The sequence below is a fragment of the Limimaricola sp. genome, from assembly GCF_016125575.1.
Classification (GTDB): domain Bacteria; phylum Pseudomonadota; class Alphaproteobacteria; order Rhodobacterales; family Rhodobacteraceae; genus WGLM01.
This window is the reverse complement of sequence record NZ_WGLM01000002.1, coordinates 388,140-411,641: the sequence shown is the minus strand read 5'-3', so window position 1 is coordinate 411,641 and position 23,502 is coordinate 388,140. Positions and strand designations below refer to the sequence as shown.

Here is a 23,502-nt window from a genome sequence, read left to right as displayed (position 1 = left end):
CATGTCCTCCGGTCCGGCTCGTCGTTATTCGGCTGCCTCCGCATAGCTTTCCAGCGGCGGGCAGATGCAGACAAGGTGACGGTCACCATAGACATTGTCCACCCGGTTGACCGGCGCCCAGTACTTGTCCACCCGGAAAGACCCCTTGGGAAAGCACGCCTCTTCGCGGCTGTAGGGACGGTCCCAGTCGCTGACCAGATCCTCGACCGTATGCGGCGCGTTCTTCAGCGGGTTGTTGTCGCGCGGCCAGTCGCCCGCTTCCACCCGCCCGATCTCGCGCCGGATATCGAGCATCGCGTCGCAGAACCGGTCCAGCTCGGCCTTTGTCTCGGATTCTGTGGGCTCAACCATCAGCGTGCCGGCCACCGGCCAGCTCATCGTCGGCGCGTGAAAGCCGTTGTCGATCAGGCGCTTGGCGATGTCGTCCACGGTGACGCCCGCAGTTTCGGCAAAGGGGCGGGTATCAAGGATGCATTCATGCGCCACATGCCCCGTGCGCCCCTTGAACAGCACGTCGAACGCGCCCTCCAGCCGCCGCGCGATGTAATTGGCGTTCAGGATCGCCACCTTGGTGGCCTGCGTCAGCCCGGCCCCGCCCATCATCTGGATATAGGCCCAAGAGATCAGCAGGATCGAGGCCGAGCCCCAGGGTGCCGCGGAAACCGGCCCCTCGGCGCCGCCGGTTTCGGGGTGGCCCGGCAGGTGCGGCACTAGGTGCGCCTTCACCCCGATCGGCCCCATGCCGGGGCCGCCGCCGCCATGCGGAATGGCGAAGGTCTTGTGCAGGTTGAGGTGGCTCACATCGCCGCCGATCTCGGCCGGTTTCGACAGGCCGACCATGGCGTTCATGTTGGCCCCGTCGATATAGACCTGCCCGCCAAATTCATGCGTGATCGCGCAGACCTCGCGCACCGTTTCCTCGAAGACACCATGCGTGCTGGGATAAGTGATCATGCAGGCGGCCAGCCTGTCGCCCGCGGCGGCGGCCTTGGCGCGAAACTCGGCCAGGTCGATGTCGCCGTCATCGGCCAGCCCCACCACCACGACGTCCATCCCTGCCATCTGCGCGCTGGCGGGGTTGGTGCCGTGGGCCGAGACCGGGATCAGGCAGACCCGGCGCTGCGTGTCGCCGCGCGACTTGTGCCAGGCCATGATGGTCAGCAGGCCCGCATATTCGCCCTGCGCACCCGAGTTGGGCTGCATCGAGATGGCGTCATAGCCGGTGATCGTGCAGAGCTTTGCCGACAGGTCCGCGATCATGTCCTGATAGCCCCCCGCCTGATCCAGAGGCACGAAGGGATGGATCATCGAGAAGGCGGGCCATGTCAGCGGCATCATCTCGGCCGCCGCGTTCAGCTTCATCGTGCAGGAGCCCAGCGGGATCATCGCGCGGTCCAGCGCCAAGTCGCGGTCCGACAGGCGGCGCATGTAGCGCATCATCTCGGTCTCGGCCCGGTTCATGTGGAAGATCGGGTGGGTCAGGTAATCGCTCTCGCGGTTCAGCGCCTCGGGGATGCGGTAGCGATGGGTCAGGTCGTCGTCCTTGCGGTCGATGCCGAAGGCGCGCCAGACCGCCTCGATGGTCGAACGGCGCGTCCGCTCGTCCAGGCTGATGCCCACCCTTGTGCTGCCCACCTTGCGCAGGTTGATGCCGTTTTCGACGGCCAGTTGCATCACCGCGCCCTGCAGGGGGCCGACATCGACGGTGATCGTGTCGAAGAAGGCGTCCGGTTCCACGGTGAACCCCGCCGCCTCCAGCCCGCGGGCCAACCGTACCGTCTTGCGGTGGATGCGCTGGGCAATGGCCTTCAGGCCGACAGGCCCGTGGAACACGGCATACATCGAGGCCATCACCGCCAGCAGCGCCTGCGCGGTGCAGACGTTCGACGTGGCCTTCTCGCGCCGGATATGCTGTTCGCGCGTCTGAAGCGACAGCCGGAAGGCCTGATGCCCGTGACTGTCGATGCTGACGCCCACGATGCGGCCCGGCATCGCGCGCTTATAGGCGTCCTTGCAGGCGAAATAGGCGGCATGCGGCCCGCCATAGCCCAGCGGCACGCCGAACCGCTGGGTCGAACCAACGGCGATGTCGGCGCCCATCGCGCCCGGTTCCTTCAGCAGCGTCAGCGCCAGCGGATCGGCCGCCATCACCGCGATGGCGCCGGCCGCATGCAGCGCGGCGATCGGCGCGGTGAAGTCGTGCAGATGGCCGTAGGTGCCCGGGTACTGGAAGATCGCGCCGAAGACCTTCTCCGGCTCCATCTCGGCCGGGTCGCCGACGATCACCTCGATCCCCAGCGGTGCGGCGCGGGTCTGCATCACGGCGATGTTCTGCGGGTGGCAGTGATGATCGACGAAGAAGGCGCACGCCTTCGATTTGGCCACCCGCTCGGCCATCGTCATCGCCTCGGCGCAGGCCGTCGCCTCGTCGAGCAGGCTGGCATTGGCAATCTCCAGCCCGGTCAGGTCACAGATCATCGTCTGGTAGTTCAGCAGCGCCTCCAGCCGGCCCTGGCTGATCTCGGGCTGGTAGGGCGTGTAGGCGGTGTACCAGGCCGGGTTTTCGAGGATGTTGCGCTGGATCGCGGGCGGGGTGACGGTGCCGTAGAACCCCTGCCCGATCAGGCTGGTCAGCACCTTGTTGCGGCCCGCCACCCGCTCCATCAGGTTCAGCAGTTCGCCCTCGGATTTCGGCTTGCCGAAATCCAGCGGGTCGGCTTGGCGGATGCTTTCGGGCACCGTGGCGTCGATCAGCGCATCAAGGCTCTCGGCGCCGATGACCTTCAGCATCTCGGCCATCTCGGCAGGCGAAGGGCCGATATGGCGGCGATTGGCGAAATCATAGGGCAGGTATTCGGTCGGTGTGAACGGCATCGCGCCTCTCCTTGCGGGCCGGTCGGGCCCTTTCATCTTGCCCGAAATACTCCCGCCGGAGGCATCGCCCTCGGGCCCGCCCGAGGGCGACCGCCCTCAGCCGATGTATTTCAGGTAGGCTTCCTCATCCATCAACTCGTCCAGCGCCGCCTTGTCCTCGATCTCCATCTTGAAGAACCAGCCGTCACCCAGCGGGTCCTCGTTGACGAGGGCGGGATTGTCGGCCAGCACGTCGTTGACCTCGACGATGGTGCCATCCATCGGCGCCAGAATGTCCGAGGCGGCCTTGACGCTTTCGATCGTGACGACCTCGTCGTCCTTGGTCACCTCCGTGCCTTCCTCGGGCAGATCGACGAAGACGATGTCGCCCAGTTGCGTCGCGGCATGTTCGGTGATGCCGACGACGACGGTGTCGCCCTCGACCCGCAGCCATTCATGTTCCTCGGTGAATTTCAGCATGTTGCCTCCGGTGGATCAGCGTTTGTAGGTGGTGGGTTGAAACGGCATCGGCACGACGGCCACGGGCAGGCGCTTGCCCCGCACCTCGCCCCAGAGTGGAGTGCCTGGCGCGGCGTCGTCCGCGGCGACATAGCCCATCGCGACAGGCCGGTTGAGAGAGGGGCCAAAGCCGCCGGAGGTGACATGGCCAATGGCGCTGCCCCCGGCCTCGACCGCGAAAAGCGCGGTGCCCGCCCGCATCGGCGCGCGGCCCTCGGGCAGAAGGCCCACGCGCAGCCGCGCCGGCCCCTCGGCCAGTTCCCGCCCGATCCTGTCGGCGCCCGGATAGCCGCCCGCGCGGGCGCCGCCGGGGCGGCGGGCCTTCTGCAGGGCCCAGGTCAGCGACGCCTCAACCGGCGAGGTCGTGGCATCGAGATCGGCGCCGTAAAGGCACAGCCCCGCCTCCAGCCGCAGGCTGTCGCGCGCGCCAAGGCCGATCGGGGCGACATCGGGATGCGCCAGCAGCGCCCGGGCCAGGGCCTCGGCCTGCGCGGCCAGGGCCGAGATCTCGAACCCATCCTCGCCGGTATAGCCCGAGCGCGAGATCCACAGCGCGCCGTGGCTGCCCTCGAACACGCCCACGTCCATGAACCGCATCCCCGCCACGCCCGGCACCAGCGCCTCCAGCACCGCCTCGGCCGCGGGGCCTTGCAGCGCCAGCAGCGCCCGTTCGGGCAGCGCGACCACGTCGCACGCCTCTGACAGGTGTTGTTGCATGTGGGCGATGTCGGCGGCCTTGCAGGCGGCGTTGACCACCACGAACAGGTCATCCCCGCGGTTGACGACCATCAGGTCGTCTTCGATCCCGCCCGCCGCGTTGGTGAACAGCGCATAGCGTTGCCGCCCCGGCGCAAGCGACATCAGGTCCACTGGCACCAGCGCCTCGAGCGCGCGCGCGGCATCGGCGACATCGCCCGAGCGGGGGCGCAGCAGCACCTGGCCCATGTGCGAGACGTCGAACAGCCCCGCCTTGGCCCGCGTCCACAGGTGTTCCTGCAACACGCCCATCGGGTATTGCACCGGCATCGCGTAGCCCGCGAAAGGCACCATGCGCGCGCCCAGTTCGGCGTGCAGCGCATTCAGCGGCGTTTGAAGCAGGTCGTCGTCCGTCATCCCAATCTCCCCGCCGGGATGCATGGCGCAACCGGCATCGCTGCGGGCCGCGCCCGCGTCACGATGCCCCCTCTGTCCGTTCCCGGCCGGTCCGGGAGCCTGAGATCGTTATCCCTTCGGCGGGCGCGCACGCCACTCTCCAGAGTTCCTGTCGACACGGCGGTCCTTGCGCCTGAGAGATTACCGGGGCGGTTGCTCCTTCGGCACTGGATGACCAGTTCTCCCGCCGTGCCCGCTCTTGGTAGGGCAAGCGCCGGTGCGGCGGCAAGCGCAATCTTCATGGCCGCGCACCCCGCCCATCAGGGCACGGCCGGGCGGCCTATGCGCCCCAGCTGCGCCCCAGCAGGGCCAGCCAGTTTCGGTGCGCGATCTTTGCGATCAGCGCCTCGTCGTAGCCATGCGCCCGCATCGCGCCAAGCAGCGCGGGAAGGCCGGTGACATCGCCGATGGGCGCGGGCACCACTGCCCCGTCGAAGTCCGATCCGAGGCCGACATGATCCTCGCCCAGCCGCGCGACGAGGTGGTCGAGATGGCGCAGGACCGGATCCCAGCCGACATCGGGGTCGCGCCGGCCATCGGGCCGCAGGAAGGCGGCGGCGAAGTTCAGCCCCACCATGCCGCCACTGTCGCGGATCGCGTCCAGCTGCCGGTCGGTCAGGTTGCGGGCCGAGGGCGTGACGGCATGGGCGTTGGAATGGGTCGCGACCAGCGGCTTGCCGCTGATCCGCGCGACATCGTCGAACCCCTTCTCGTTAAGGTGCGACAGGTCGATCATGATGCCCAGCGCATCGCATTCGCGCACCAGCGCTTTGCCCGCCTCGGTCAGGCCCGGCCCGGTATCGGGGCTGGAGGGGTAGCGGAACGGCACGCCGTGGCCGAAGGCGGTGGGTCGGCTCCAGACCGGGCCAATCGAGCGCAGGCCCGCCGCGTGCCAGACGTGCAGCGCATCGAGATCGGTCCCGATCGCCTCGGCCCCTTCCATGTGCATGATGCCGGCGATCACGCCCTCGGCCATGGCCGCCTGCACCTCGGCCGCGCTGCGGCAGACGCGGAACGCGCCGCCGCTGGCGCGCTCCATCCACATCAGGTGGCCCGCCATTGCCAGCGCCATCGGCTGCGCGGCGGCAAGGTCCAGCGCCGGGGGCAGCGGCAGGTCATAGGGCGGATTGGCCATCATGCGGTCGAAATCGGCGGCATTGCCGGTCTCGGCGGCGGGCGGCAGGAAGATGGCGAAGAAGCCGCCCGCGAACCCGCCCGTCTTCATCCGCGGCAGGTCGAGGTGGCCGCCGCCGCGGCTGCCATCCCAGATCGCGGCGCGGTCGCCCGCGTTGAGGAACAGCCGCAGCAGGAAATCGTTATGGCCGTCGAAGACAGGGATCACGGCCGCCACTCCCAGCCTTGCGTGAATACGCCCAGCACCTGCGCGACCGCGTCATCGCCAACTTCGCCGGTCTTGGCCAGATGCGCGACCAGTCCGCGTTTCTTGTCCTCCACGACCTCGACCACCTGCGCGGGCAGGCCCGCGCCTTCCAGCGCCTGGTTGTAGATGCGGGTGATCGCGCGCTTGCGCAGGTCGGGCTTGAAGATCTTGCCGACGGCCGTCTTGGGCAGTTCCGGCAGGATCTCAAGGTGCTTGGGATGGGCCGCGCGTTCGGCGATGTGATCCTTGGCAAAGGCCATCAGTTCGGCATCGCTGACCTCGGCCCCGTCGATCAACTCGACATAGGCGCAGGGCACCTCGCCGGCATAGGCATCGGGCTGGCCGATGGCGCCGGCGAAGGCGATGGCGGGATGGCCGGCCAGCGCCTCCTCGATCTCGGCGGGGTCGATGTTGTGGCCGCCGCGAATGATCAGGTCCTTCGCTCGGCCGGTGATCCAGACATAGCCGTCCTCGTCGATCCGGCCCAGGTCGCCGGTGCGCAGGAACTGCTGGTCACCCTCGGGGCCGGGGTAGAACAGGCTGCGGTTCTTGTCGGCGTCGGTATAGGTGCGGCCCTGATAGATGCCGGGGTTGGAAATGCAGATCTCGCCCACGGTGTCGGTCGGGCATTCCTGCCCGGTCGTCACGTTCATGATCTTGACCTGGGTATAGGGGAAGGGAATGCCGATCGAGCCGATCTTCTTGACCCCGTCGGGCGGGTTGATTGAGACGAGGCAGGTCGCCTCGGTCAGGCCGTAGCCTTCGCAGATGGTCACGCCCGCCGCGGCCTCGAACCGCTTGTAAAGCTCCACCGGCAAGGGGGCCGAGCCGGAAAAGGCCATTTGCAGCGTGCTGATGTCGGCATTGACCTTGCGCTGCATCAGCGCGGCCATCGCGGTGGGCACGGTGATGAGGAAGGTGGCCTTGTAGCGTTCGATCAGCTTCCAGAAATTGTCGAACACCCCCTCGCCCCGGTAGCCCTGCGGCGTGGGAAAGACGACATGCGCGCCCGAGGCCAGCGAGGCGCCCATCACCACGATGGCGGCAAAGACGTGGAACATCGGCAGCGGGCACATCATCACGTCCTTCTCGGTGAAGAGAAGCTCGTCACCCAGCCAGGCGTTGTAGATGATCCCCGAATAGCGGTGCTGCGCCACCTTCGGCAGGCCGGTGGTGCCGCCGGTATGGAAATAGGCCGCCACCCGGTCGGCGGTCGAATCGGCGAAGGCGAGCTTTTTCGGCTGGCGCGCGATCTCGGCGTTGAAATCCAGCACCTTTGCCCTGTGGGCGACGGGGTTCTTGGGCCGGATCAGCGGCACGATCACCCGCTTGAGGCCGGTGAGGTAGCGCACCAGATCCACCTCCAGCACGTGGGTGACGTTGGGCGCAAGTTCCACCGCGCGCGCGGCCTTCTGCGCCACGTCGGTCTTGGGGAACGCCTTGAGCGTGACCAGCACCTTGGCCCCCGTCTCGCGCAGGATGCCGGCGATCTGTTCGGCGTCGAGCAGCGGGTTGATCGGGTTGACGATGCCGGCGACTTGCCCACCGAGGTAGGTCAGGATGGTTTCCGTGCAGTTGGGCAGAACACAGGCAACCACGTCGGTTTCACCCACACCAAGGCTGCGCAGCAGGTTCGCCGTCTGCGCCGTCATTTCCTGCAGTTGCAGCCAGCGCAGAGTTTCCTTCTTCGAGGCGGGATCGGACAGAAGCTGGAAACTTACGGCGTTGTGGCCACCATATTTCGAGGCCGTCTTTGACAGCAGGCCGTAAGTGGTGGCTGGCAGCGGTCGTTCAGACCACGGCATCTGGTTCTCGATCGCGTCGCGGTCGGCGATCCCGGCGTAACTCATACTCTACCCTCCCTGCGCCTCCCGTTTCCTCCGCGGGTTCGGCGTCTGATGGAAGATGATGACAAAGCCCCTGCGCCGCAAGTCTGACGCTGCGAAACCGCCGTTGTGGCCGCGCGTTTGCTACTCCGCAGCGAGGCCTTCGGTGAATTGCAGCCGGGCAAGCCGGGCGTAAAGGCCACCCTCCGCGACCAGTTGCTCGTGTGTGCCCTGCGCCACGATCTGGCCGTCCTGCAGCACGATGATGCGGTCGGCCTTTTTCACCGTGGCAAGACGGTGCGCGACGATCAGGGTGGTGCGCCCCTCGGCCAGCTTGTCGACCGCCTGCTGCACGGCGCGTTCGCTTTCCGCGTCCAGCGCGCTGGTCGCTTCGTCGAGTAGCAGCACCGGCGCGTCGCGCAGAATCGCGCGGGCAATGGCGATCCGCTGTTTCTGGCCGCCCGACAGCATCACGCCGCGTTCGCCCACGAAACTGTCATAACCATCTGGCAGCGCCACGAGGAAATCATGCGCGGCAGCGGCCTTGGCCGCGGCCTCGACCTCGGCATCGGTGGCGCCGGGACGGCCAAACCGGATATTCTCGCGCGCGGTGTCGGCGCAGATCACCGGGTCCTGCGGGACAAGGGCGATATGACGACGGAAATCCGCCCGCGCCATCGCGCGCAAGTCCACGCCATCAAGGCGGATCGCGCCAGAGCGGGGATCGTAAAAGCGCAGAAGCAACTGGATGATGGTCGATTTGCCAGCGCCGGAAGGGCCGACCAGCGCCACCGTCTCGCCCGGCCGCACGTCAAGGCTGACACCGTTGAGTGCTGCGACATGGGGGCGCGCGGGATAGTGGAATACCACGTCGTCGAAGATGATCTCGCCCCGCCGGCTGGCAGGGGCCGCAACCGGGCTGGCCGGATCGGCCACATCGTCTTCGGCATGCAGCAGTTCGACCAGACGCTCGGTCGCGCCGGCAGCGCGCTGCAGCTCGCCCCAGATTTCGGTCAGCGCACCGACACCGCCGGCGACAAGGACCGAGTAGATCACGAACTGCACGAGCTCGCCCGCGCTCATGTTGCCGGCGCGCACGTCCTGCGCGCCGATCCAGAGCACGCCCAGCACGCCCGCGAAGACAAGGAACATCACGATCGCCGTCATGATCGAGCGGGTGCCGATGCGCGCCTTGGCGGAGGCAAAGCTCGACTCGGTCATCTTGTCAAAGCGCACGCGGCTCAGGGCCTCGTGGGTAAAGGCCTGCACGGTCTGCACCGACAAGAGCGATTCCGAGGCATTGCCCGAGGATTGCGCGATCCAGTCCTGGTTATCGCGGCTCAGGCGCCGCAGGCGGCGGCCCATCACGACGATGGGCACGATCACCACGGGGACCAGCAGCAGCACCAGCCCCGCCAGCTTGGCCGAGGTGATGAACATCAGAACAAGCCCGCCGAAGAGCGTCAGCAAGGTGCGCAGCGCCACCGAAACCGACGAGCCGATGACCGACAGGATCAGCGTGGTGTCGGTGGTAATGCGGCTAAGCACCTCGCCCGTCATAATGCGTTCAAAGAAGGCGGGACTCATCCCGATCATCTTCTCGAAGGTAGCCTTGCGGATATCGGCCACCACCCGCTCGCCCAGCCGGGTGACGAGGTAGTAGCGCAGCGCCGAGCCCACGGCGAGCAGCAGCGCCAGAAACAGCGCCGCGCCGAAATACTGGTCCAGCAGCACCGCGCTTTGCGCCTCGAACGTGTCGACGACGCGACGCACCGCCAATGGCAAAACAAGCGTCACGCTGGCGGTCAAAACAAGGGCCAGCGTGGCCGCGATCAGCATCGGCTTGTAGGGCGCCATGAAGGGCCACAACTGCATCAGTGCGCCGACGCGGCGGGATTTCGGGCGGTCTTCGGGGGAGGGTTGGTTCGCCTCGGCCATGTGGTCTGGTCCTCTGCAACTCCCGGTCGTCTTAGGCCGCACCTGCGCCGAGGGCAAGCGACCGGTTGTCCCAGACCCGTGAGGATGTCCGCCAGCGATCCCGCACCGGGGCTTGGCGTGAGCCGCATTCGTGATGCATGGTCGATGGGGTATTGCCCCGCCAGCGGGCAGGGTCCACCGGGCCCTTGCCACGAAACCGCCCCACCCGGCCGCGTCCCGGCCCGCCAGCCTGCAGAGGTGTCCCATGTCGCAGACCACCCTTCCCGCCCATGCCCGCGTCGTCATCATCGGCGGTGGCGTGGTGGGCTGTTCGATCCTATTTCACCTTGCCAAGTTCGGCTGGAAGGACGTGGTGCTCTTGGAGCGCGACGAGTTGACCAGCGGGTCAAGCTGGCACGCGGCGGGGCAGATCCACACGATCAGCTCGGACCCCAACATCAGCCGCCTGCAGGGCTATACTATCAACCTTTACAAGGAGATCGAGGCGACATCGGGCCATTCGGTGGGGATGCACAATACCGGCGGCTTCTACCTCGCCTCGACCGAGGTCTGGCACGACTACCTCAAACGCGAACGCTCCAAGGCGCGCTATATGGGGCTGGATCAGGAGTTCATCAGCCTTGACGAGGTGGCCCGCCGCCACCCGCTGATCGACCCCAGCCATTACATCGCCGCGCTCTGGGATCCGCTGGATGGCGACGTGGACCCGTCGGGCGTCTGTTATGCCTATGCCAAGGCCGCGCGGGTGCATGGGGCACAGTATTTCACCCATACCCCGGTGATCGAGACGCGGAAGACCACGCAGGGCGACTGGGACGTGGTGACGCCCGCGGGCACCATCCGGGCCGAGCACGTGGTGAATGCTGCCGGCCTCTGGGCGCGCGAGGCGGGGCGGATGGCGGGCCTTGGCCTGCCGGTGCAGCCGATGGAGCATCATTACCTGATCACCGAGGACATTCCCGCGATCGTCGAGCGGATGAAGGACGGCCAGCGCCTGCCCGCCGGCATCGACTACGAGGCCAACATCTACTTCCGGCAGGAACGCAACGGCATGCTGCTGGGCACCTACGAGCCCAAATCGACGCCGTGGAAGGTCGGCGGCACGCCGATGGATTTCGGCCACGAACTGCTGCCGCCCGACCTCGACCGCGTGGCAGACCGGCTGGAACTGGCCTTCGAGCGGATCCCGACGCTGAGTCAGGCGGGGATCAAGACGGTGGTCAACGGCCCCTTCACCTTCGGCCCCGACGGCAACCCGATGATCGGGCCGGTGCCGGGCCTGCGCAACTACTGGGCCGCGGTCGGCGTGATGGCGGGCTTCTGCCAGGGCGGCGGCGTGGGCAAGAGCCTGGCCGAATGGATGATCGAGGGCGAACCCGAGATCGACGTGCGCGCGATGGACATCGCCCGCTTCGGCGATTTCGCCACGCCCGACTGGGGCACCGTCAAGTCGGCCGAGAATTACGAACGCCGTTTCGTCATGACCTTCCCCAACGAAACGCTGCCCAAGGGCCGCCGCCAGAAGACGACCGCGCTTTACGACCGGCTGGTCGCCAAGGGCGCGGTGATGGGCGTTTCCTTCGGGCTGGAAAACGCGCTGTGGTTCGCCGACGGCCCCGCCGACGCGCATGAAGAGCCGACATTCGCCCGCAACCGCAGCCACGGCTACGTCGCGCGCGAGGTGGCCGCCGTGCGCGGCGCGGTGGGCATGATCGAGATCGCCAATTTCGGCAAGCACAGCGTCGAAGGCCCCGGCGCGCGCGCCTTCCTCGACCGGATGCTGGCGGGCCGGATCCCCGCGCCGGGGCGCGTGGCGCTGTCGCCGATGCTGTCGCCCAGGGGCAAGCTGGCGGGCGACCTGACCGTCAGCTGCCTGGCCGAAGACCGTTTCGTGCTGCTGGGTTCGGGCACGGCACAGGAAATGCATCGCCGCTGGTTCGAAGAGAACCTGCCGCCGGACGGCGTGCGCTATGCCAATGTCTCGGACCGCTGGCAGGGCGTCGCCATCTCGGGGCCGCGGGCGCGCGACCTGCTGGCACGGGTGACGCGCGAGGACGTGGGCGCGCTGCGCTTTCGCGACCTGCGCCAAACGGTCGTCTGCGACGTGCCGGTGATGCTGCTCAGGATCAGCTTTTCGGGCGAGCTGGGCTTCGAGATCTATTGCGAACCGCCTTACCTTTTGCGCCTGTGGGAAGGTCTGGAGGCGGCCGGCGCCGATCTCGGCCTGCGCGCTTATGGCGCGCGCGCGCTGATGAGCCTGCGGCTGGAAAAGGGCTGGGGCGTCTGGGGGCTGGAATACCGCCCCGACTATACCGCCGCGATGAGCGGACTGGATGCCTTCATCGACTGGACCAAGGACTTCATCGGCAAGAAGGACGCGCTGGCCGAACGCGAGGCGGGCGCGGCGCTGAAGCTGGTCACCATGATCGTCGAGACCGACCTCGACGTGGTGGGCGACGAGGCGATCCTGCAGGGCGAGACCTGCGTGGGCCATGTCACCTCGGGCGGCTATGCGCACCATGTCGGCCGCTCGGTCGCGATGGGCTATGTCACGCCCGACAGGGCCGCGCCGGGCGCCCGGCTGCTGGTCGAGATCGGCGGACAGATGCGCCCGGCCGAGGTGACCGGCGCGCCGCTTTACGACGCCACGGGCGCGCGGATGCGGGGCTGAATCGGCACAAAGCGGCTTGACAGGCGGGCGACGGGCGGCGTAGGGGGCAGTCGGCCGCAGACGCCTGCCTTCCGCGGACCCGCCAAGGGTCATGGTGAAGTTCTGTGACGATGCTTTGATGACGGACCCCTCTGCGCGTCTCGCGCGGGTGGCAATGCGGAACCCATCCACCTTGCGAGACCCGACCGCGAGGAGTGCCCGTATCATGTCCGCCGATAATCCTTACCTGAACCGCCCCCTGCCCGCGCTATTTGCGCGCACGGCGTTGCCGATCATCCTGCTGATGGCCGTCAACGGCATGCTCAGCGTGGCCGATGCCCTGTTCCTGGGCCGCTATGCCGGGCCGTCGGCGCTGGCCGCGGTAACGCTGGCCTTTCCGCTTTACATGCTGGTCGTAGCCACGGCGACGATCGTGGCCAGCGGCATGGCCAGCCTTCTGGCGCGCCAACTGGGCGCCGGCAATCATGACGCAGCCCAGGCCACATTCGCCGGCGCGCAGGTGCTGGCGCTGGCCGCCGCCGCAGTGCTGGGAATGGCCTACCTTGCCGCCGGACGCCCGCTGATCGCGCTGGCGGCGGGCGCCAACCCGGCGCTGGCGCCGCTGGCCGCGACATATCTTGGCCTGACCGTCGTCTTCTCGCCGCTCTTTGTGCTGTTGGCCGTGCAATCGGACGCGCTGCGCAGCGAGGGGCGGGTGGGCTTCATGGCCCTCGCGGGCCTGCTGGTGACGCTGGCCAATATCGGTTTCGACTACCTGCTGATCGCCGTGGCCGGGCTGGGCGTGGCGGGCGCGGCCTGGGGCACGGCGGCAGCACAGGCGCTGGCGCTGGCGCTGGTGCTGATCTTTCGCGCCCGCGGCTACGCGGTGCTGCGCCCCGGCCTGCGCGGTGCGGGCACCGGCCAGTGGCGGGCAATGCTGGCACTGGGCGCGCCGCAGGGGCTAAGCTTCATCGGCATGGCGCTTGGCGCCTCGGCAATCCTTGCCGCTTTGCAACTGGCCCATGCGCCGCATTACGCCACCACGGTCACGGCCTATGGCATCGTCACCCGCGTGATGACCTTTGCCATCCTGCCGCTGCTGGGGCTGAGCCAAGCGATGCAGACGATCACCGGCCATGCCCATGGCGCAGGGCAAAAGGCCCGCGCGGGGGCCAGCCTTGGCTTGGCGCTGATCCTGGCCCTGGCCTTCTGCGCCACGGTCGAGGGGCTGGCGATGACGCAGGCCGCGCGCATCGGTGCAATATTTGTCACCGACCCCGCGGTGGTGGCGGAGGTTGCCGCGATCATGCCGGTGATGGTCACGCTCTACCTGCTGTCGGGGCCGCATTTGATGCTGGCGGGCCATTTCCAGGCCGTCGGCGACGCCCCACGCGCAGCCCTGATGGGCCTGACCAAGCCCTATCTTTTCGCCCTGCCACTCAGCCTCGCGCTGCCGCTGGCCTTTGGGCCCGGCGCGGTCTGGTGGACGCCGCCGCTGGCCGAGGCACTGCTGGCCGTGGTCGCCATCCTTGTCCTTGTGCGCGCCCATCGGCGCGGAACACTCTTCAACATGCCCGTGGAGGGGCTTGCCCGATGACTGCCAACGATCTTCCCACCATCGCCGGGGCCAAGGCACAGGCCGTGCGCCTGCGCGAAGGGCTGGCCGCGAACGGCACCACGATCAGCCATGCGCAGGCGCTGGAGCTGGTGGCCCACCAGCTGGGCTACCGCGACTGGAACTCGCTGCATGCGGCCATCGGCAACCGGCCGCCCGAGGGGTTCACGCCGGGCGGGCGCGTGCAGGGGCACTATCTGTCGCAGCCCTTTGCGGCGACGGTCCGCGCGGTCGAAATGGTGCGGCCCGGCTGGTTCCGGCTGGAGCTGGACCTTGACGAGGCGGTGGACGTGGTGACGTTCGACAGCTTTTCGAACTTCCGCAAGCGGGTGACGGGCACCGTTGGCCCTTATGGCGCCTCGCGCGAGCGGACGTCGGACGGCCGCCCGCAGCTGGAGATCGAGATCTGACCATCCCGGCAGGTTCCAGCCGACCGGGCGAGCCGTCCGACAAGCCCGAGTGCACTCGCCATCGCCGACGTTAGTCTGGCAATCATGAAAAGACAGGAGAATCCGATGGTCGCCCTCCCCTTTGACACTTCCGAGATCGAGGAGCTGGTATTGCGGCTGGACGCCGTGATGGCCCGCGAAGACACCGACATCTCCGATCCGGGCGGCAATGCCAGCGATGACGAGGTTTCCGCAGAGTTGCAGGAATCGCCCGGCGATCTGAGTCGTGACGAGATTACGCAGGAAATCGAAAGCATGAACGACGAACAGAAGGACGCGCTGGTCGCGCTGTTCTGGATCGGACGCGGCGATGCCGAACCCGAGGAATGGGACGAAACGATGCTGCTAGCACGCGAACGCCATGACGGGCCGGTCAGTCGCTACCTGCTGGGCCAACCCGAAGTGGGCGAGTTCCTGACCGAAGGGCTGGACCGGATGACAGAATACGGGCTGGACTAGAGCAGGTCAGTCTTCTTCCTCCGGCCCGGTCTCGGCCGCGCCGGGAAACGGGAAGGCATGCAGCATCACCATGAACTGACGCGTTCCCGCCCGCGCTTTCGTGTCGGCGGGAGCGTTTTTGCGTACCTCTTCCCATAACAGCGCCGTCAGCTTGTCCTTGAGCGCGCGGGCCTCTGGCGCGGTCATGCTGAGAATGTAGTCGCTGGCATTCGAGGCCGCGCGCCAGTCCGGCGACAGGCCGGGAAACTGGGCCAGCGCCTGCTGCATGTAGCCGGTGTGCTGGCCGATCAGCGCGCGCGCCATCTCCAGTTCGGCCATCGCGCGCCCTTCGTCCATCTGGGCCGGATCGTCGCCGCCGGCCTGTGCGCACGCGCGCCAGAACTTCTCGCGCCCTATGCCAAGCTCCTGCGCCTCGTCGATATAGCCGTGCCGGGCGAGGTGGCGCAGATGATAGGACGTGGCACCCGAGGTCAGCCCCATCCGCTTGGCCAGCCCCGAGGCTGTATCGGGACCATCGAACCGCAGGATGCCCAGCATGCGCAGCCGATCAGGGTGCGCCAAGGCCTTCAGTGCCCCGGAATCGCGCCGGTTTCCTTTCGTTCTGACTGATCCCTCGTTGTCCATGCCTTGGTTCTATCAAGGCACGCGGCGGTTGCAAACATTTTTATGCAAATAAATACTTGCATAGATTTCTTTGCATCCTTAATCAGGCCGCGTCCCGACGACTCGGGGCCAGCCGTTCGACCGAAGGAGAAAGCCATGACGACCCCTGCCAAGACCCCGTTGCGCCAGCTTGCGCGGAACCGTGATTTCCGCCTGCTGTTGACCGCCAGCATCTTGTCGCGCCTCGGCGACCAGTTTGCCCTCATCGCGACACCATGGCTGGTGCTGCAGGTCAGTCATGACCCGATGCTTCTTGGGCTGGTCCTTGCGCTTGAGGGATTGCCGCGCGCCGGCGTCATGCTGCTGGGCGGGGCGGTGACCGATCGCATCTCGCCGCGGCGGATGATGTATCTGGCCGACGCATTGCGCTTTGCGCTGGTCGGGCTGATGGCGGCGGCGGTGCTGGGCGGACAGGCCGGCATCCCGCTGATCCTTGGCTTCAGCCTTGCCTTTGGCACTGTTGCGGGCTTTGCGGTGCCGGCCGAAACGGCGATCCTGCCGCTTCTGGTGCCCGAAACGGCACTGGGCGCCGGCAATGGCGTGCAGATGGCCCTGACCGAGGTCGCGGCCTTCGTCGGCCCCTCGCTGGCGGGCTTGCTGGTGGGTGGCGCGGCGGCCGGCGCAGACGGCACCGGCTGGGCCTACGCGCTGGATGCGGCAAGTTTCGCGGCGTCCGGGCTTTGCCTGCTATTCATCCGGGGCGGCGCGGCCCCGGCGCCCGCTCAAGGCGACGACGGCCTTCTGGCCGAGATCCGCGACGCGCTGGCCCATGTCTGGCACGACGGCCCGATGCGGATGATGTTCCTGCTGCTTGCCGCGGTGAACTTTCTGTTGGTCGGGCCGCTTCTGGTTGGCATCCCTCTGATCGCGGCGGGCCGCCTGCCGCAAGGCGCCACGGCGTTCGGCCTGCTGATGTCGGCCTTCTCGCTTGGCAATCTGGTGGGCCTGGCCGCCGCCGGTGTGCTGCCCCGCCCACGGGCAGGCGCCGTGCGGGCGATCCTGATCGCGCTGCTTTTCGGCTTTGCGGCGGTGCTGCCTGCGCTGGCCGTTTCACGCAGCATCGCCAGCGACGCCGCGATGCTGGCGGCGGTGGGCCTTGGCAACGGCTATCTCGCGATCCTGCTTTACACCTGGCTGCAGGGCCACACGCCGCGCCGGATGCTGGGTCGGGTCATGAGCATGCTGATGCTGGCCAATATCGGGCTCGTGCCGATTTCGCAGGCGGTCTCGGGCGCGGTGGCGGCGCAAAGCCTGACCGCGCTGCTGGGCGGGTCCGGGCTGGCCGTGGCGGCCCTCGCCGCCTGGACGATGCTGCATCCCTGCCTTGCCCCGATTTGCCGCGCGCTGGCCGCGCCCACCCTCGCCGCCCAATAGACCCGTTTCAAGAAAAGGCCCGACTGCCATGACATCTTCGATAACACTCCGCCCCCGCCGCAACTGGCTGCCGATGATCCGCGTGATCGTCGTGTTCGGCCCGCGCCACCCTGCGTGCAGCCCCGCCGCCAGCGACCTGACCGATCACCTGCGCGCCGATATCGGCCTGCCGGACCCGCTATCGCGCGACCAGTGCCGCCACCGAAGCCGCTGCCCGTGGCGCGCTGGGCATCTGGCGTTGAGCAAAGGCAATATTCCATGCCACTCGCCCGGCTCCTGCAGGCAGGCCCGCCGGTGCTGGTCCACGTCGCGACCGGAACATCGGCCTTGGCCCCTACCAAGGCGCCCGAGGTCATGGTTCCGCACCATGCCTTTGGCTGGCTCTGGGTGGGGCCGATAGCGGGCGCGGCAGCCTCATCCTTTTGCGATCCAGATGATCTGCAGCTCCGCTCCGTTCCGCACGATCCGCCTATTGTCGCTTTTCACTCCGCCAGCCCCTGCAGCCGGGACGACTGATGCATGGCGTGATCGTCGGCACGCATCTGGCCCCCGGCACCTGCGCCACGGGGGCAAATGGCCTATGCTTGGTCCTGATGCCCCTGCCCATTTCTCTTCATCGCACGCATCATCCGCGGCCCGCCGCTCCGCCGGTAGCGCAGGTAAAGCCAGCCCGCGAAGACCAGCGCGACGACGTTCAGCACCGTCGTATAATTCAGTGAAAACGCCGCCTCGCCCACGTTGACGTGGCGCATCTCGGGGATCAGGCCCAGCCCGCCAAAGACCAGATCGACCGCCAGCGCGGCAAGGACCATCGCGGCATAGAACATGGCCCCAAGGAAGATCGCCATCTTCATCCCGTAATAGCGGCGGTAGATGTTCAGGATCGGCAGAATGATCAGGTCGCCGAACAGGAACGCCACAACCCCGCCGAAACTGATCCCGCCATTCCACAGCACTGCGGCCAGCGGCACGTTACCGATCGAGCAGGTGAATGACGCCACCGCGATCAGCGGGCCGATCAAGGGCCCCCAGAGGCGGCCCAGCGTCGGGTCGTTGACCAGAAAAGCCGCGTGCCAGAATTCGTCGGGTACCAACGCACCCAAAGCGCCGGAAATCACCAGGCCCGCCGCGATGTCACGCCAAAGCATCGACCAGTTCATCACGAAGTAATGGCTGATCGCGTCCCAGCCCTTGGGCGAGGCAAGCCGCGAGCGCCAATCGCCGGACTTGTCCATCTGGGCCATATCGGCATGGCCCTCCATCCGGCCCTGCAGGCCGCGGTCGGCCTGTCGCCGGGCGGCCTCGACCATGCCGGGGCGCAGAAACGCGCGAAAGCCTACGACAAGCAGCGCGATCATGATCGGCCCACCCACGAACTCGGCCAGCCCGAAACGCCAGCCCATCAGCACGACCAGCAACAGCCCCAGCTCGATCACCAGATTGGTCGAGGCGAACTGGAACGCGATCGCTGCGGTGAAATCGCCGCCCTTGCGAAAGAGCGACCGCGCAATCGCAACTGCCGCATAGGAACACGATGACGAGGCAGCACCCAGCAATGTCGCCCGCGTAACCGACCGGGCCGAGGCGTCGGGGATCAGCTTTTGCAGCTCTGCCTTCGAAACCACCGCGTCGACGATGGCCGAAACGGCAAAACCGAGGATCAGGCCCCAGAGCACCTGCCAGCCCATTGCCGCGACAAGGTGAAGGGCGCCAAGGACGGCGCGTGAAGTATTTTCCATTGTCTGTCCTTTCGGTCGCTTGCGCTGGTGGCCGGCGGCCGCCCTTGCGCGCCGCTAACGAAAGATCGCGGCGTAGCGGGGCGCGAAGAAGCGGGTGAAGGCCCGCACGTCGGGACGGCGGTAGGCCTCGGGCGCGACCAGCATCAGGTGGTCGGCGGACAATGCCTCGGGCGGCGGAAAACAGCGGATCAGCCGCCCAGAAGCTTCGTCCGCCTCGGCAAGGCGCAGGTTGATCACGCCAAGACCCCGGCCCGCCCGGATCGCGGCCTCGAGTAGGCCAAACTCGCCGTAGATGGCAACGATCCGATCGGGGGGGACGTGCCGCGCCAGCCAGTCGTGATGGAACGATTGGCCACCATGCGGCACGTAATCGACAAGGACATGTTCCCCCATCTCTTCGGGCGAGGTCGGCAGGCCATGCGCGCGGGCATAGGCGGGTGCACCAAAAAGAGTGAAATGCGCGGTACTGATCTTGCGACAGATCAGGTCAGGGTCGGGCTGCGTCCGGGTGACGCGCAGGGCGATATCGGCCTCGCCTTTCGCGAGGTCGAGGATCTCGCCCCCCGGCAGAAAGGCAAAAGCCACATCCGGGTGGCGTTCCGAGAAAGCCGTGAAGATGTCGCTGACACGGGCCGAGAAGTTGGGCGAAAACGCGGTGATGCGGATCGGACGGGGGCGCTGCAAATCCTGCGCGCGCTCTTCCAGTGCCAGTGCAGCAGCCTCCATCGATTGCGCCAGCGGCAGCAGGGCCTGTGCGGCGGCAGTGGGGCGGAACCCCCTGTTGTCGCGGTCAAAAAGAACAAGTCCCATCTCGTGTTCAAGCGCCTCGATCCGGCGGGCGACGGTGGGCTGGGCAATCCCCAGCCGCCGCGAAGCGCCAAGGGTGGAGCCTGCGCGGATCACCGCGAGGAAGATGCGCACATCTGACCAATTGCGAAATCGGCTCTTCATTTTCGTAGAACAACACAACGTTGTGCCGGATACCAGCCCCCCGCCAGGCCGCTCTAACGTCCGGTCATTGACCCATGCAGGAGACCGCCGATGCCGTTCCCGATCTTCTTTCGTTTCCGTGGCCGCACGCGCCATCACACGGCGCACCTCTCGCCCGTCGACGGCACCCGCTCGCGCCGCGATTTCGTCCACGACATGCTGACCCGCAACGCCGAGGCATTTTCCAGCGACCTCGACATCCAGCAGGTGATGTTATGCTTTCCAGACCGGTTCTAAGCGTCCCTTTGCCCGGATGGACCTGCGGGCGGCAAGGGGCTGCACAAGGCGTGTTGCAGCCCTTACTCCGACCCTCGCAAGTCGCGTGCCAGCGCCTGCAAGCGCGTGAAGGCGTCGAAGCGGCGCGCGTGCTGGGTGGCCTCCTCGCCCGTGGCGGGGGCAAAGCTGCGGTCGGGCGCAGACATCGCCGCCATCGCGGTGACGATATCGGCAAAGCCGCCGCCCGCCACCGCACCCAGTATCGCGGCCCCCAGCAAGACGGGCTCGGTCGCGCGGGCAGCGACAACCTCGGTCCCCGTGGCGTCGGCCAGCAGTTGCCGCACCAAGTCCGACGCCCCTGCGCCGCCGCTGATCATGATCCGTTCGATCGGCGCGCCCGCATCGGCCTGCGCGGCGATGATCTGGCGCAGGCCGTAACCGATGCCGCAAAGCCCCGCCACGTAAAGCGCGACAAGGCTGGTCAGATCGTTCTCCATCCCCAGCCCGGCGATGACCGCCCGCGCGTCCGGATCGGCAAAGGGGGCGCGGTTGCCCAGAAACTCGGGCACCACGTGCAGCCCAGCCGCCAGCCGCACCGCCTGCGACGGATCGCCGGCCTGCCCGGCCAGCCAGACCGGCAGCGGCTGGCCGGCATCGGCGGCAAGGCCGCGCGCCTCGGCGGCGAAAGGATGCAGCGCCAGCAACTGGTCAATCGCTGCGCCCGCGGCCGACTGGCCACCCTCGTTCAGCCAGAACCCCGGCACCATGGCCGAGAAATAGGGTCCCCAGACGCCCGGCACAAAGACCGGATCGCGCGTCGTGGTCATGGTGCAGGAGGAGGTGCCAAAGACATAGGCCATGTTCGCCGTCGGATCGCTACCAGTGGCCCCGACCGTGCCGATCCCGCCCGCATGGGCGTCGATCAGCCCGGCCGCGACGGGCGTGCCCACCGGCAGGCCCATCGCGATGGCGGCCTGTTCGGTCAGGCCCTGGCCCAGCGCGGTGCCGGGCGCCACCACGTCGGTCCCGATGCGAGCAAAGCCCTCATCCGCAAACTCTTCCAGCCCCGCGGCGCGGAAATACCCCGCGTCCCAGCGCCCCTCATGCGCGAGGTAGGTCCACTTGCACGTCACCGTGCAGATCGACCGGGCAAGGCTGCCGCTGGCCTTCCATGTCAGGAAATCTGTCAGATCGAAGAACTGCCATGCGGCGTCGAAGGTGGCGCGGCGGTTTTCCTTCAGCCACAGCAGTTTCGGCGTTTCCATCTCGGGCGAGATCACGCCGCCAACATAGCGCAGCACGTCATGGCCGGTCGCGTTGATCCGGCGCGCCTGGTAGGTGGCGCGGTGATCCATCCAGACGATGATGTCGCGCGCCGGGTCCCCGGACGGCCCGACCGGCAAGGGCGCGCCGCCCTGCCCCAGCACCACCAGCGAACATGTCGCGTCGAAGCCGATGCCGCCGATGCGCGCGGGCGCGACGGCTGCCGCAGCCACGGCGCGGCGCACGCAATCGCAAACCGCGGCCCAGATCTCGGCACTGGATTGCTCGACAACGGACCCTGCGGCGCGGAAAAGGGTGATGTCGCGCCGGGCCGAAGCCAGCATCCGCCCCGCGCGGTCGAAGACCCCGGCGCGCGCGCTGCCGGTGCCCACGTCGACGCCGATATAGCAGTCGCGCGCCATCACAGGTCCACGCTGGCCGGCAGGATGACAAGGTCGCGGATCGTCACGCCGCGTGGGCGGGTCAGCATGAACATCACCGCCTCGGCCACCTCGACGGGCTGCATCAGGCTGCCATTGGCCAGCGCCTCGTCCATCTTGGCCTTGGGCCAGTCATCAAGCAGCGCCGTCACCACCGGCCCCGGCGCCACTGCCCCCACCCGGATGCCATGCGGCGCCACCTGCCGGCGCACGGTATGCACGAAAGCCTGCACCGCGAATTTCGAGGCGGTGTAGATCGGCTCCCACACCACGGGCACGATCCCGGCGATGGAACTGGTGAAGATGATGTCGCCCGATTTCTGCGCCACCATGTGCGGCAGCACCGCCCGGACCGACCGGAAGGCGGCGTTGATGTTGAGGTTCAGCACCCGGTCCCATGCATCGGGATCGCCCGTCACCACGTCGCCGCCGACATAGGCCCCGGCATTGGCGTGGAAGATGTCGAGCCCGCCGGCCAGCGCGACGATCCGGTCGGCCATGCCATCGACGCTGGCCGGGTCCATCAGGTCGACGACCAGCGGAAAGGCAGCGGGCCCAAGATCGGTGCAAAGCGCGCGTAGCCTCTCCCCGGCGCGGTCGACCAGCACCACCTTCGCCCCCGCCTTCAGCATCGCGCGGGCGCATTCGAGGCCGATCCCCGAGGCCGCGCCGGTGACCGCCGCGACCTTGCCTTGCAGTTGCAACGTCATTGTCCTTCTCCTTTCAGGCCCGGCCGTGGCTGGCACGCGAGCGCCGCGCGAGCGAGTCGACGATGACCGCGATGGCCAGCACGCCGCCGGTGATCATGTAGCGCAGGGACGAGCTGAGGTTCAGCAGCGTCAGCCCGTTCGAGATCGCCTGGATGACGATCACCCCCAGAAGCGCCGACCAGGCCGAGCCGCGCCCGCCGAAAAGCGAGGTTCCACCGATCACCGCCGCGGCGATGGCGTTGAGGTTCACGTCGCCGGTGCCGGCCTGCTGGCTGGCCGAGGCCAGCCGCGCGGCCGAGAACACGCCGCCCAGCGCGGCGAAACTGGAACACAGCACGAAGGCCGACAGGCGAATGCGCTGTACGTTGATGCCTGACCGCCGCGCGGCCTCGGCATTGCCGCCCACCGCGAACATCGACCGGCCCCATTGTGTGCGGCGCAGGGCATAGTCGAGCCCCAGCACGAACAGCACGAAAACGCCAAACATCCATGGCACACCGCGCCCGAGGCTGAGGTAATAGACGCAGAAGACCAGCGCGACGGTCAGGATGATTGCCCTAGCCAGCACCACGCTGAGGCCCGCGCTGGACAGGTTCGCCGCGCGGCGACGGCGCATCGTGCCCATGCCTGTCAACACCACGCTTAACCCGGGGAGCAACGCCAACAGGTAAGAGAGCCACGCCGGCATGATCAGGATCTGCCCGAAGCGGACCAGCGGCGAGGCATAGGGCAGGTTGATCGACCCGGTCGCGCCGAGCAGGTAAAGCTGCAGGCCCAGCAGTGCCAGCAGGCCCGAGAGGGTGGCGACGAAACTCGGCATTTCGAAACGGTTGCGCAGCACGCCGTAGATCAGCCCCACGACCGCGCCGGAAGCCAGCGCCGCCAAGACCGCGACCGCCACCGGCAGGCCACTGTTGACCCACAGGACCCCGATCAGCGCCGAGGCCAGCCCGCTCATCGAGCCGATGGACAGGTCGATCTCTCCCAGAAGCAGCACGCAGACCACGCCCAGCGAGATCAGGCCGATCGCGGCGGCATCGAAGATGAGGTTGACGAGGTTGTTGGGGGCAAGAAAGACCGGGTTTAGCAGGGTGAACACGACCGAGATTAGGACCAGCCCGACAAGGACCGGCAGCATGCCAAGGTCACCCGAGCGCACCCTGTCCCAGAAGGCGCGAATGGCGCCGGCAATGCCTTCGTCATGTCGCACGCGGCTGTCAGCCTGATCGAGTTTGGCGGCGGCGGAAATCTGGTTCTGGCTCATC

At 67.6% G+C, this 23,502-nt stretch carries 18 protein-coding genes and 1 riboswitch; of the genes, 6 read left to right on the top strand and 12 right to left on the bottom strand.

From position 1 onward, the window contains the following. Positions 1-24: 24 nt before the first annotated feature. From gcvP to GC146_RS03385, 6 genes are all read right to left on the bottom strand, one after another. Positions 25-2,874 carry an aminomethyl-transferring glycine dehydrogenase gene (gene gcvP / locus GC146_RS03410; protein ID WP_291834344.1) on the bottom strand — a complete coding sequence of 950 codons (2,850 nt, stop codon included), beginning with the start codon at positions 2,872-2,874 and terminating at the stop codon, positions 25-27. 96 nt (positions 2,875-2,970) lie between these two features. After that, complete coding sequence (gene gcvH / locus GC146_RS03405) at positions 2,971-3,330, bottom strand: glycine cleavage system protein GcvH (protein WP_291835728.1); 360 nt, start codon at positions 3,328-3,330, stop codon at positions 2,971-2,973. Positions 3,331-3,348: 18 nt separating this feature from the next. Continuing rightward, on the bottom strand, positions 3,349-4,485 hold the full coding sequence (gene gcvT / locus GC146_RS03400) for a glycine cleavage system aminomethyltransferase GcvT (RefSeq protein ID WP_291834341.1): 1,137 nt from the start codon (positions 4,483-4,485) through the stop codon (positions 3,349-3,351). 150 nt (positions 4,486-4,635) lie between these two features. Beyond that, a riboswitch (glycine riboswitch) is annotated at positions 4,636-4,721 on the bottom strand. An 83-nt stretch (positions 4,722-4,804) separates the two neighbouring features. Further along, positions 4,805-5,875 (bottom strand): dipeptidase, encoded by a 1,071-nt coding sequence (locus GC146_RS03395; RefSeq protein ID WP_291834338.1) that lies wholly within the window; start codon positions 5,873-5,875, stop codon positions 4,805-4,807. Further along, complete coding sequence (locus GC146_RS03390) at positions 5,863-7,755, bottom strand: acyl-CoA synthetase (protein ID WP_291834335.1); 1,893 nt, start codon at positions 7,753-7,755, stop codon at positions 5,863-5,865. Before GC146_RS03390 ends, GC146_RS03395 begins: the two co-directional genes overlap by 13 nt. Before the next feature lie 120 nt (positions 7,756-7,875). After that, complete coding sequence (locus tag GC146_RS03385) at positions 7,876-9,669, bottom strand: ABC transporter transmembrane domain-containing protein (RefSeq protein WP_291834332.1); 1,794 nt, start codon at positions 9,667-9,669, stop codon at positions 7,876-7,878. Between the two features lie 244 nt (positions 9,670-9,913). Between GC146_RS03385 and GC146_RS03380 the strand changes: the two genes are divergently transcribed. The 4 genes from GC146_RS03380 to GC146_RS03365 all read left to right on the top strand — a co-directional run bounded on the left by GC146_RS03380 (position 9,914) and on the right by GC146_RS03365 (position 14,842). Continuing rightward, positions 9,914-12,340, top strand: coding sequence for an FAD-dependent oxidoreductase (locus GC146_RS03380; protein ID WP_291834329.1), 2,427 nt, complete (start codon positions 9,914-9,916; stop codon positions 12,338-12,340). 205 nt (positions 12,341-12,545) lie between these two features. Continuing rightward, complete coding sequence (locus GC146_RS03375) at positions 12,546-13,916, top strand: MATE family efflux transporter (protein WP_291834326.1); 1,371 nt, start codon at positions 12,546-12,548, stop codon at positions 13,914-13,916. Beyond that, entirely contained in the window at positions 13,913-14,344 is a 432-nt protein-coding gene (locus GC146_RS03370; RefSeq protein WP_291834323.1) for a glyoxalase superfamily protein, read from the top strand. The genes GC146_RS03375 and GC146_RS03370 overlap by 4 nt, the downstream gene beginning before the upstream one ends. A gap of 105 nt (positions 14,345-14,449) precedes the next feature. Next, the gene (locus GC146_RS03365; RefSeq protein ID WP_291834320.1) at positions 14,450-14,842 is read left to right on the top strand and encodes a DUF3775 domain-containing protein; all 393 of its coding nucleotides are present in this window, start codon (positions 14,450-14,452) and stop codon (positions 14,840-14,842) included. Positions 14,843-14,848: 6 nt separating this feature from the next. Here the strand turns inward: GC146_RS03365 and GC146_RS03360 are convergent, their stop codons facing one another. After that, positions 14,849-15,403, bottom strand: coding sequence for a helix-turn-helix domain-containing protein (locus GC146_RS03360; RefSeq protein WP_291834317.1), 555 nt, complete (start codon positions 15,401-15,403; stop codon positions 14,849-14,851). Positions 15,404-15,601: 198 nt separating this feature from the next. Here GC146_RS03360 and GC146_RS03355 point away from each other — a divergent pair, with 198 nt between their 5' ends. Continuing rightward, positions 15,602-16,879: an MFS transporter gene (locus GC146_RS03355; protein ID WP_291834315.1), complete on the top strand. Its 1,278-nt coding sequence runs from the start codon at positions 15,602-15,604 to the stop codon at positions 16,877-16,879. Between the two features lie 578 nt (positions 16,880-17,457). On the opposite strand, the gene GC146_RS03350 is transcribed toward GC146_RS03355, so the two are convergent. Together GC146_RS03350 and GC146_RS03345 are read right to left on the bottom strand one after the other, a co-directional pair. Next, a complete protein-coding gene (locus GC146_RS03350; protein ID WP_291834313.1) occupies positions 17,458-18,618 on the bottom strand; it encodes a permease in 1,161 nt (386 codons plus the stop codon). Positions 18,619-18,672: 54 nt separating this feature from the next. Beyond that, positions 18,673-19,539, bottom strand: coding sequence for a LysR family transcriptional regulator (locus GC146_RS03345; RefSeq protein WP_291834310.1), 867 nt, complete (start codon positions 19,537-19,539; stop codon positions 18,673-18,675). A gap of 120 nt (positions 19,540-19,659) precedes the next feature. On the opposite strand from GC146_RS03345, the gene GC146_RS03340 reads away from it, so the two are divergent. Further along, the gene (locus tag GC146_RS03340; protein ID WP_291834307.1) at positions 19,660-19,845 is read left to right on the top strand and encodes a hypothetical protein; all 186 of its coding nucleotides are present in this window, start codon (positions 19,660-19,662) and stop codon (positions 19,843-19,845) included. 62 nt (positions 19,846-19,907) lie between these two features. Here GC146_RS03340 and GC146_RS03335 read toward each other — a convergent pair whose 3' ends face one another. The 3 genes from GC146_RS03335 to GC146_RS03325 are packed head-to-tail and all read right to left on the bottom strand — an operon-like array spanning position 19,908 to position 23,501. Then, on the bottom strand, positions 19,908-21,509 hold the full coding sequence (locus tag GC146_RS03335; protein WP_291834304.1) for an FGGY-family carbohydrate kinase: 1,602 nt from the start codon (positions 21,507-21,509) through the stop codon (positions 19,908-19,910). Next, positions 21,509-22,237: an SDR family oxidoreductase gene (locus GC146_RS03330; RefSeq protein ID WP_291834301.1), complete on the bottom strand. Its 729-nt coding sequence runs from the start codon at positions 22,235-22,237 to the stop codon at positions 21,509-21,511. Before GC146_RS03330 ends, GC146_RS03335 begins: the two co-directional genes overlap by 1 nt. A 13-nt stretch (positions 22,238-22,250) precedes the next feature. Then, a complete protein-coding gene (locus tag GC146_RS03325; protein WP_291834299.1) occupies positions 22,251-23,501 on the bottom strand; it encodes a sugar ABC transporter permease in 1,251 nt (416 codons plus the stop codon). Between the last annotated feature and the right edge of the window lies 1 nt (position 23,502).

Bases quoted from the DNA above. Each gene is read 5' to 3' on its own strand.
- gcvP (WP_291834344.1), bottom strand. From the start codon at position 2,874: ATGCCGTTCACACCGACCGAATACCTGCCCTATGATTTCGCCAATCGC.
- gcvT (WP_291834341.1), bottom strand. From the start codon at position 4,485: ATGACGGACGACGACCTGCTTCAAACGCCGCTGAATGCGCTGCACGCC.
- GC146_RS03390 (WP_291834335.1), bottom strand. From the start codon at position 7,755: ATGAGTTACGCCGGGATCGCCGACCGCGACGCGATCGAGAACCAGATG.
- GC146_RS03385 (WP_291834332.1), bottom strand. From the start codon at position 9,669: ATGGCCGAGGCGAACCAACCCTCCCCCGAAGACCGCCCGAAATCCCGC.
- GC146_RS03380 (WP_291834329.1), top strand. From the start codon at position 9,914: ATGTCGCAGACCACCCTTCCCGCCCATGCCCGCGTCGTCATCATCGGC.
- GC146_RS03375 (WP_291834326.1), top strand. From the start codon at position 12,546: ATGTCCGCCGATAATCCTTACCTGAACCGCCCCCTGCCCGCGCTATTT.
- GC146_RS03370 (WP_291834323.1), top strand. From the start codon at position 13,913: ATGACTGCCAACGATCTTCCCACCATCGCCGGGGCCAAGGCACAGGCC.
- GC146_RS03365 (WP_291834320.1), top strand. From the start codon at position 14,450: ATGGTCGCCCTCCCCTTTGACACTTCCGAGATCGAGGAGCTGGTATTG.
- GC146_RS03355 (WP_291834315.1), top strand. From the start codon at position 15,602: ATGACGACCCCTGCCAAGACCCCGTTGCGCCAGCTTGCGCGGAACCGT.
- GC146_RS03350 (WP_291834313.1), bottom strand. From the start codon at position 18,618: ATGGAAAATACTTCACGCGCCGTCCTTGGCGCCCTTCACCTTGTCGCG.
- GC146_RS03340 (WP_291834307.1), top strand. From the start codon at position 19,660: ATGCCGTTCCCGATCTTCTTTCGTTTCCGTGGCCGCACGCGCCATCAC.
- GC146_RS03335 (WP_291834304.1), bottom strand. From the start codon at position 21,509: ATGGCGCGCGACTGCTATATCGGCGTCGACGTGGGCACCGGCAGCGCG.
- GC146_RS03330 (WP_291834301.1), bottom strand. From the start codon at position 22,237: ATGACGTTGCAACTGCAAGGCAAGGTCGCGGCGGTCACCGGCGCGGCC.
- GC146_RS03325 (WP_291834299.1), bottom strand. From the start codon at position 23,501: ATGAGCCAGAACCAGATTTCCGCCGCCGCCAAACTCGATCAGGCTGAC.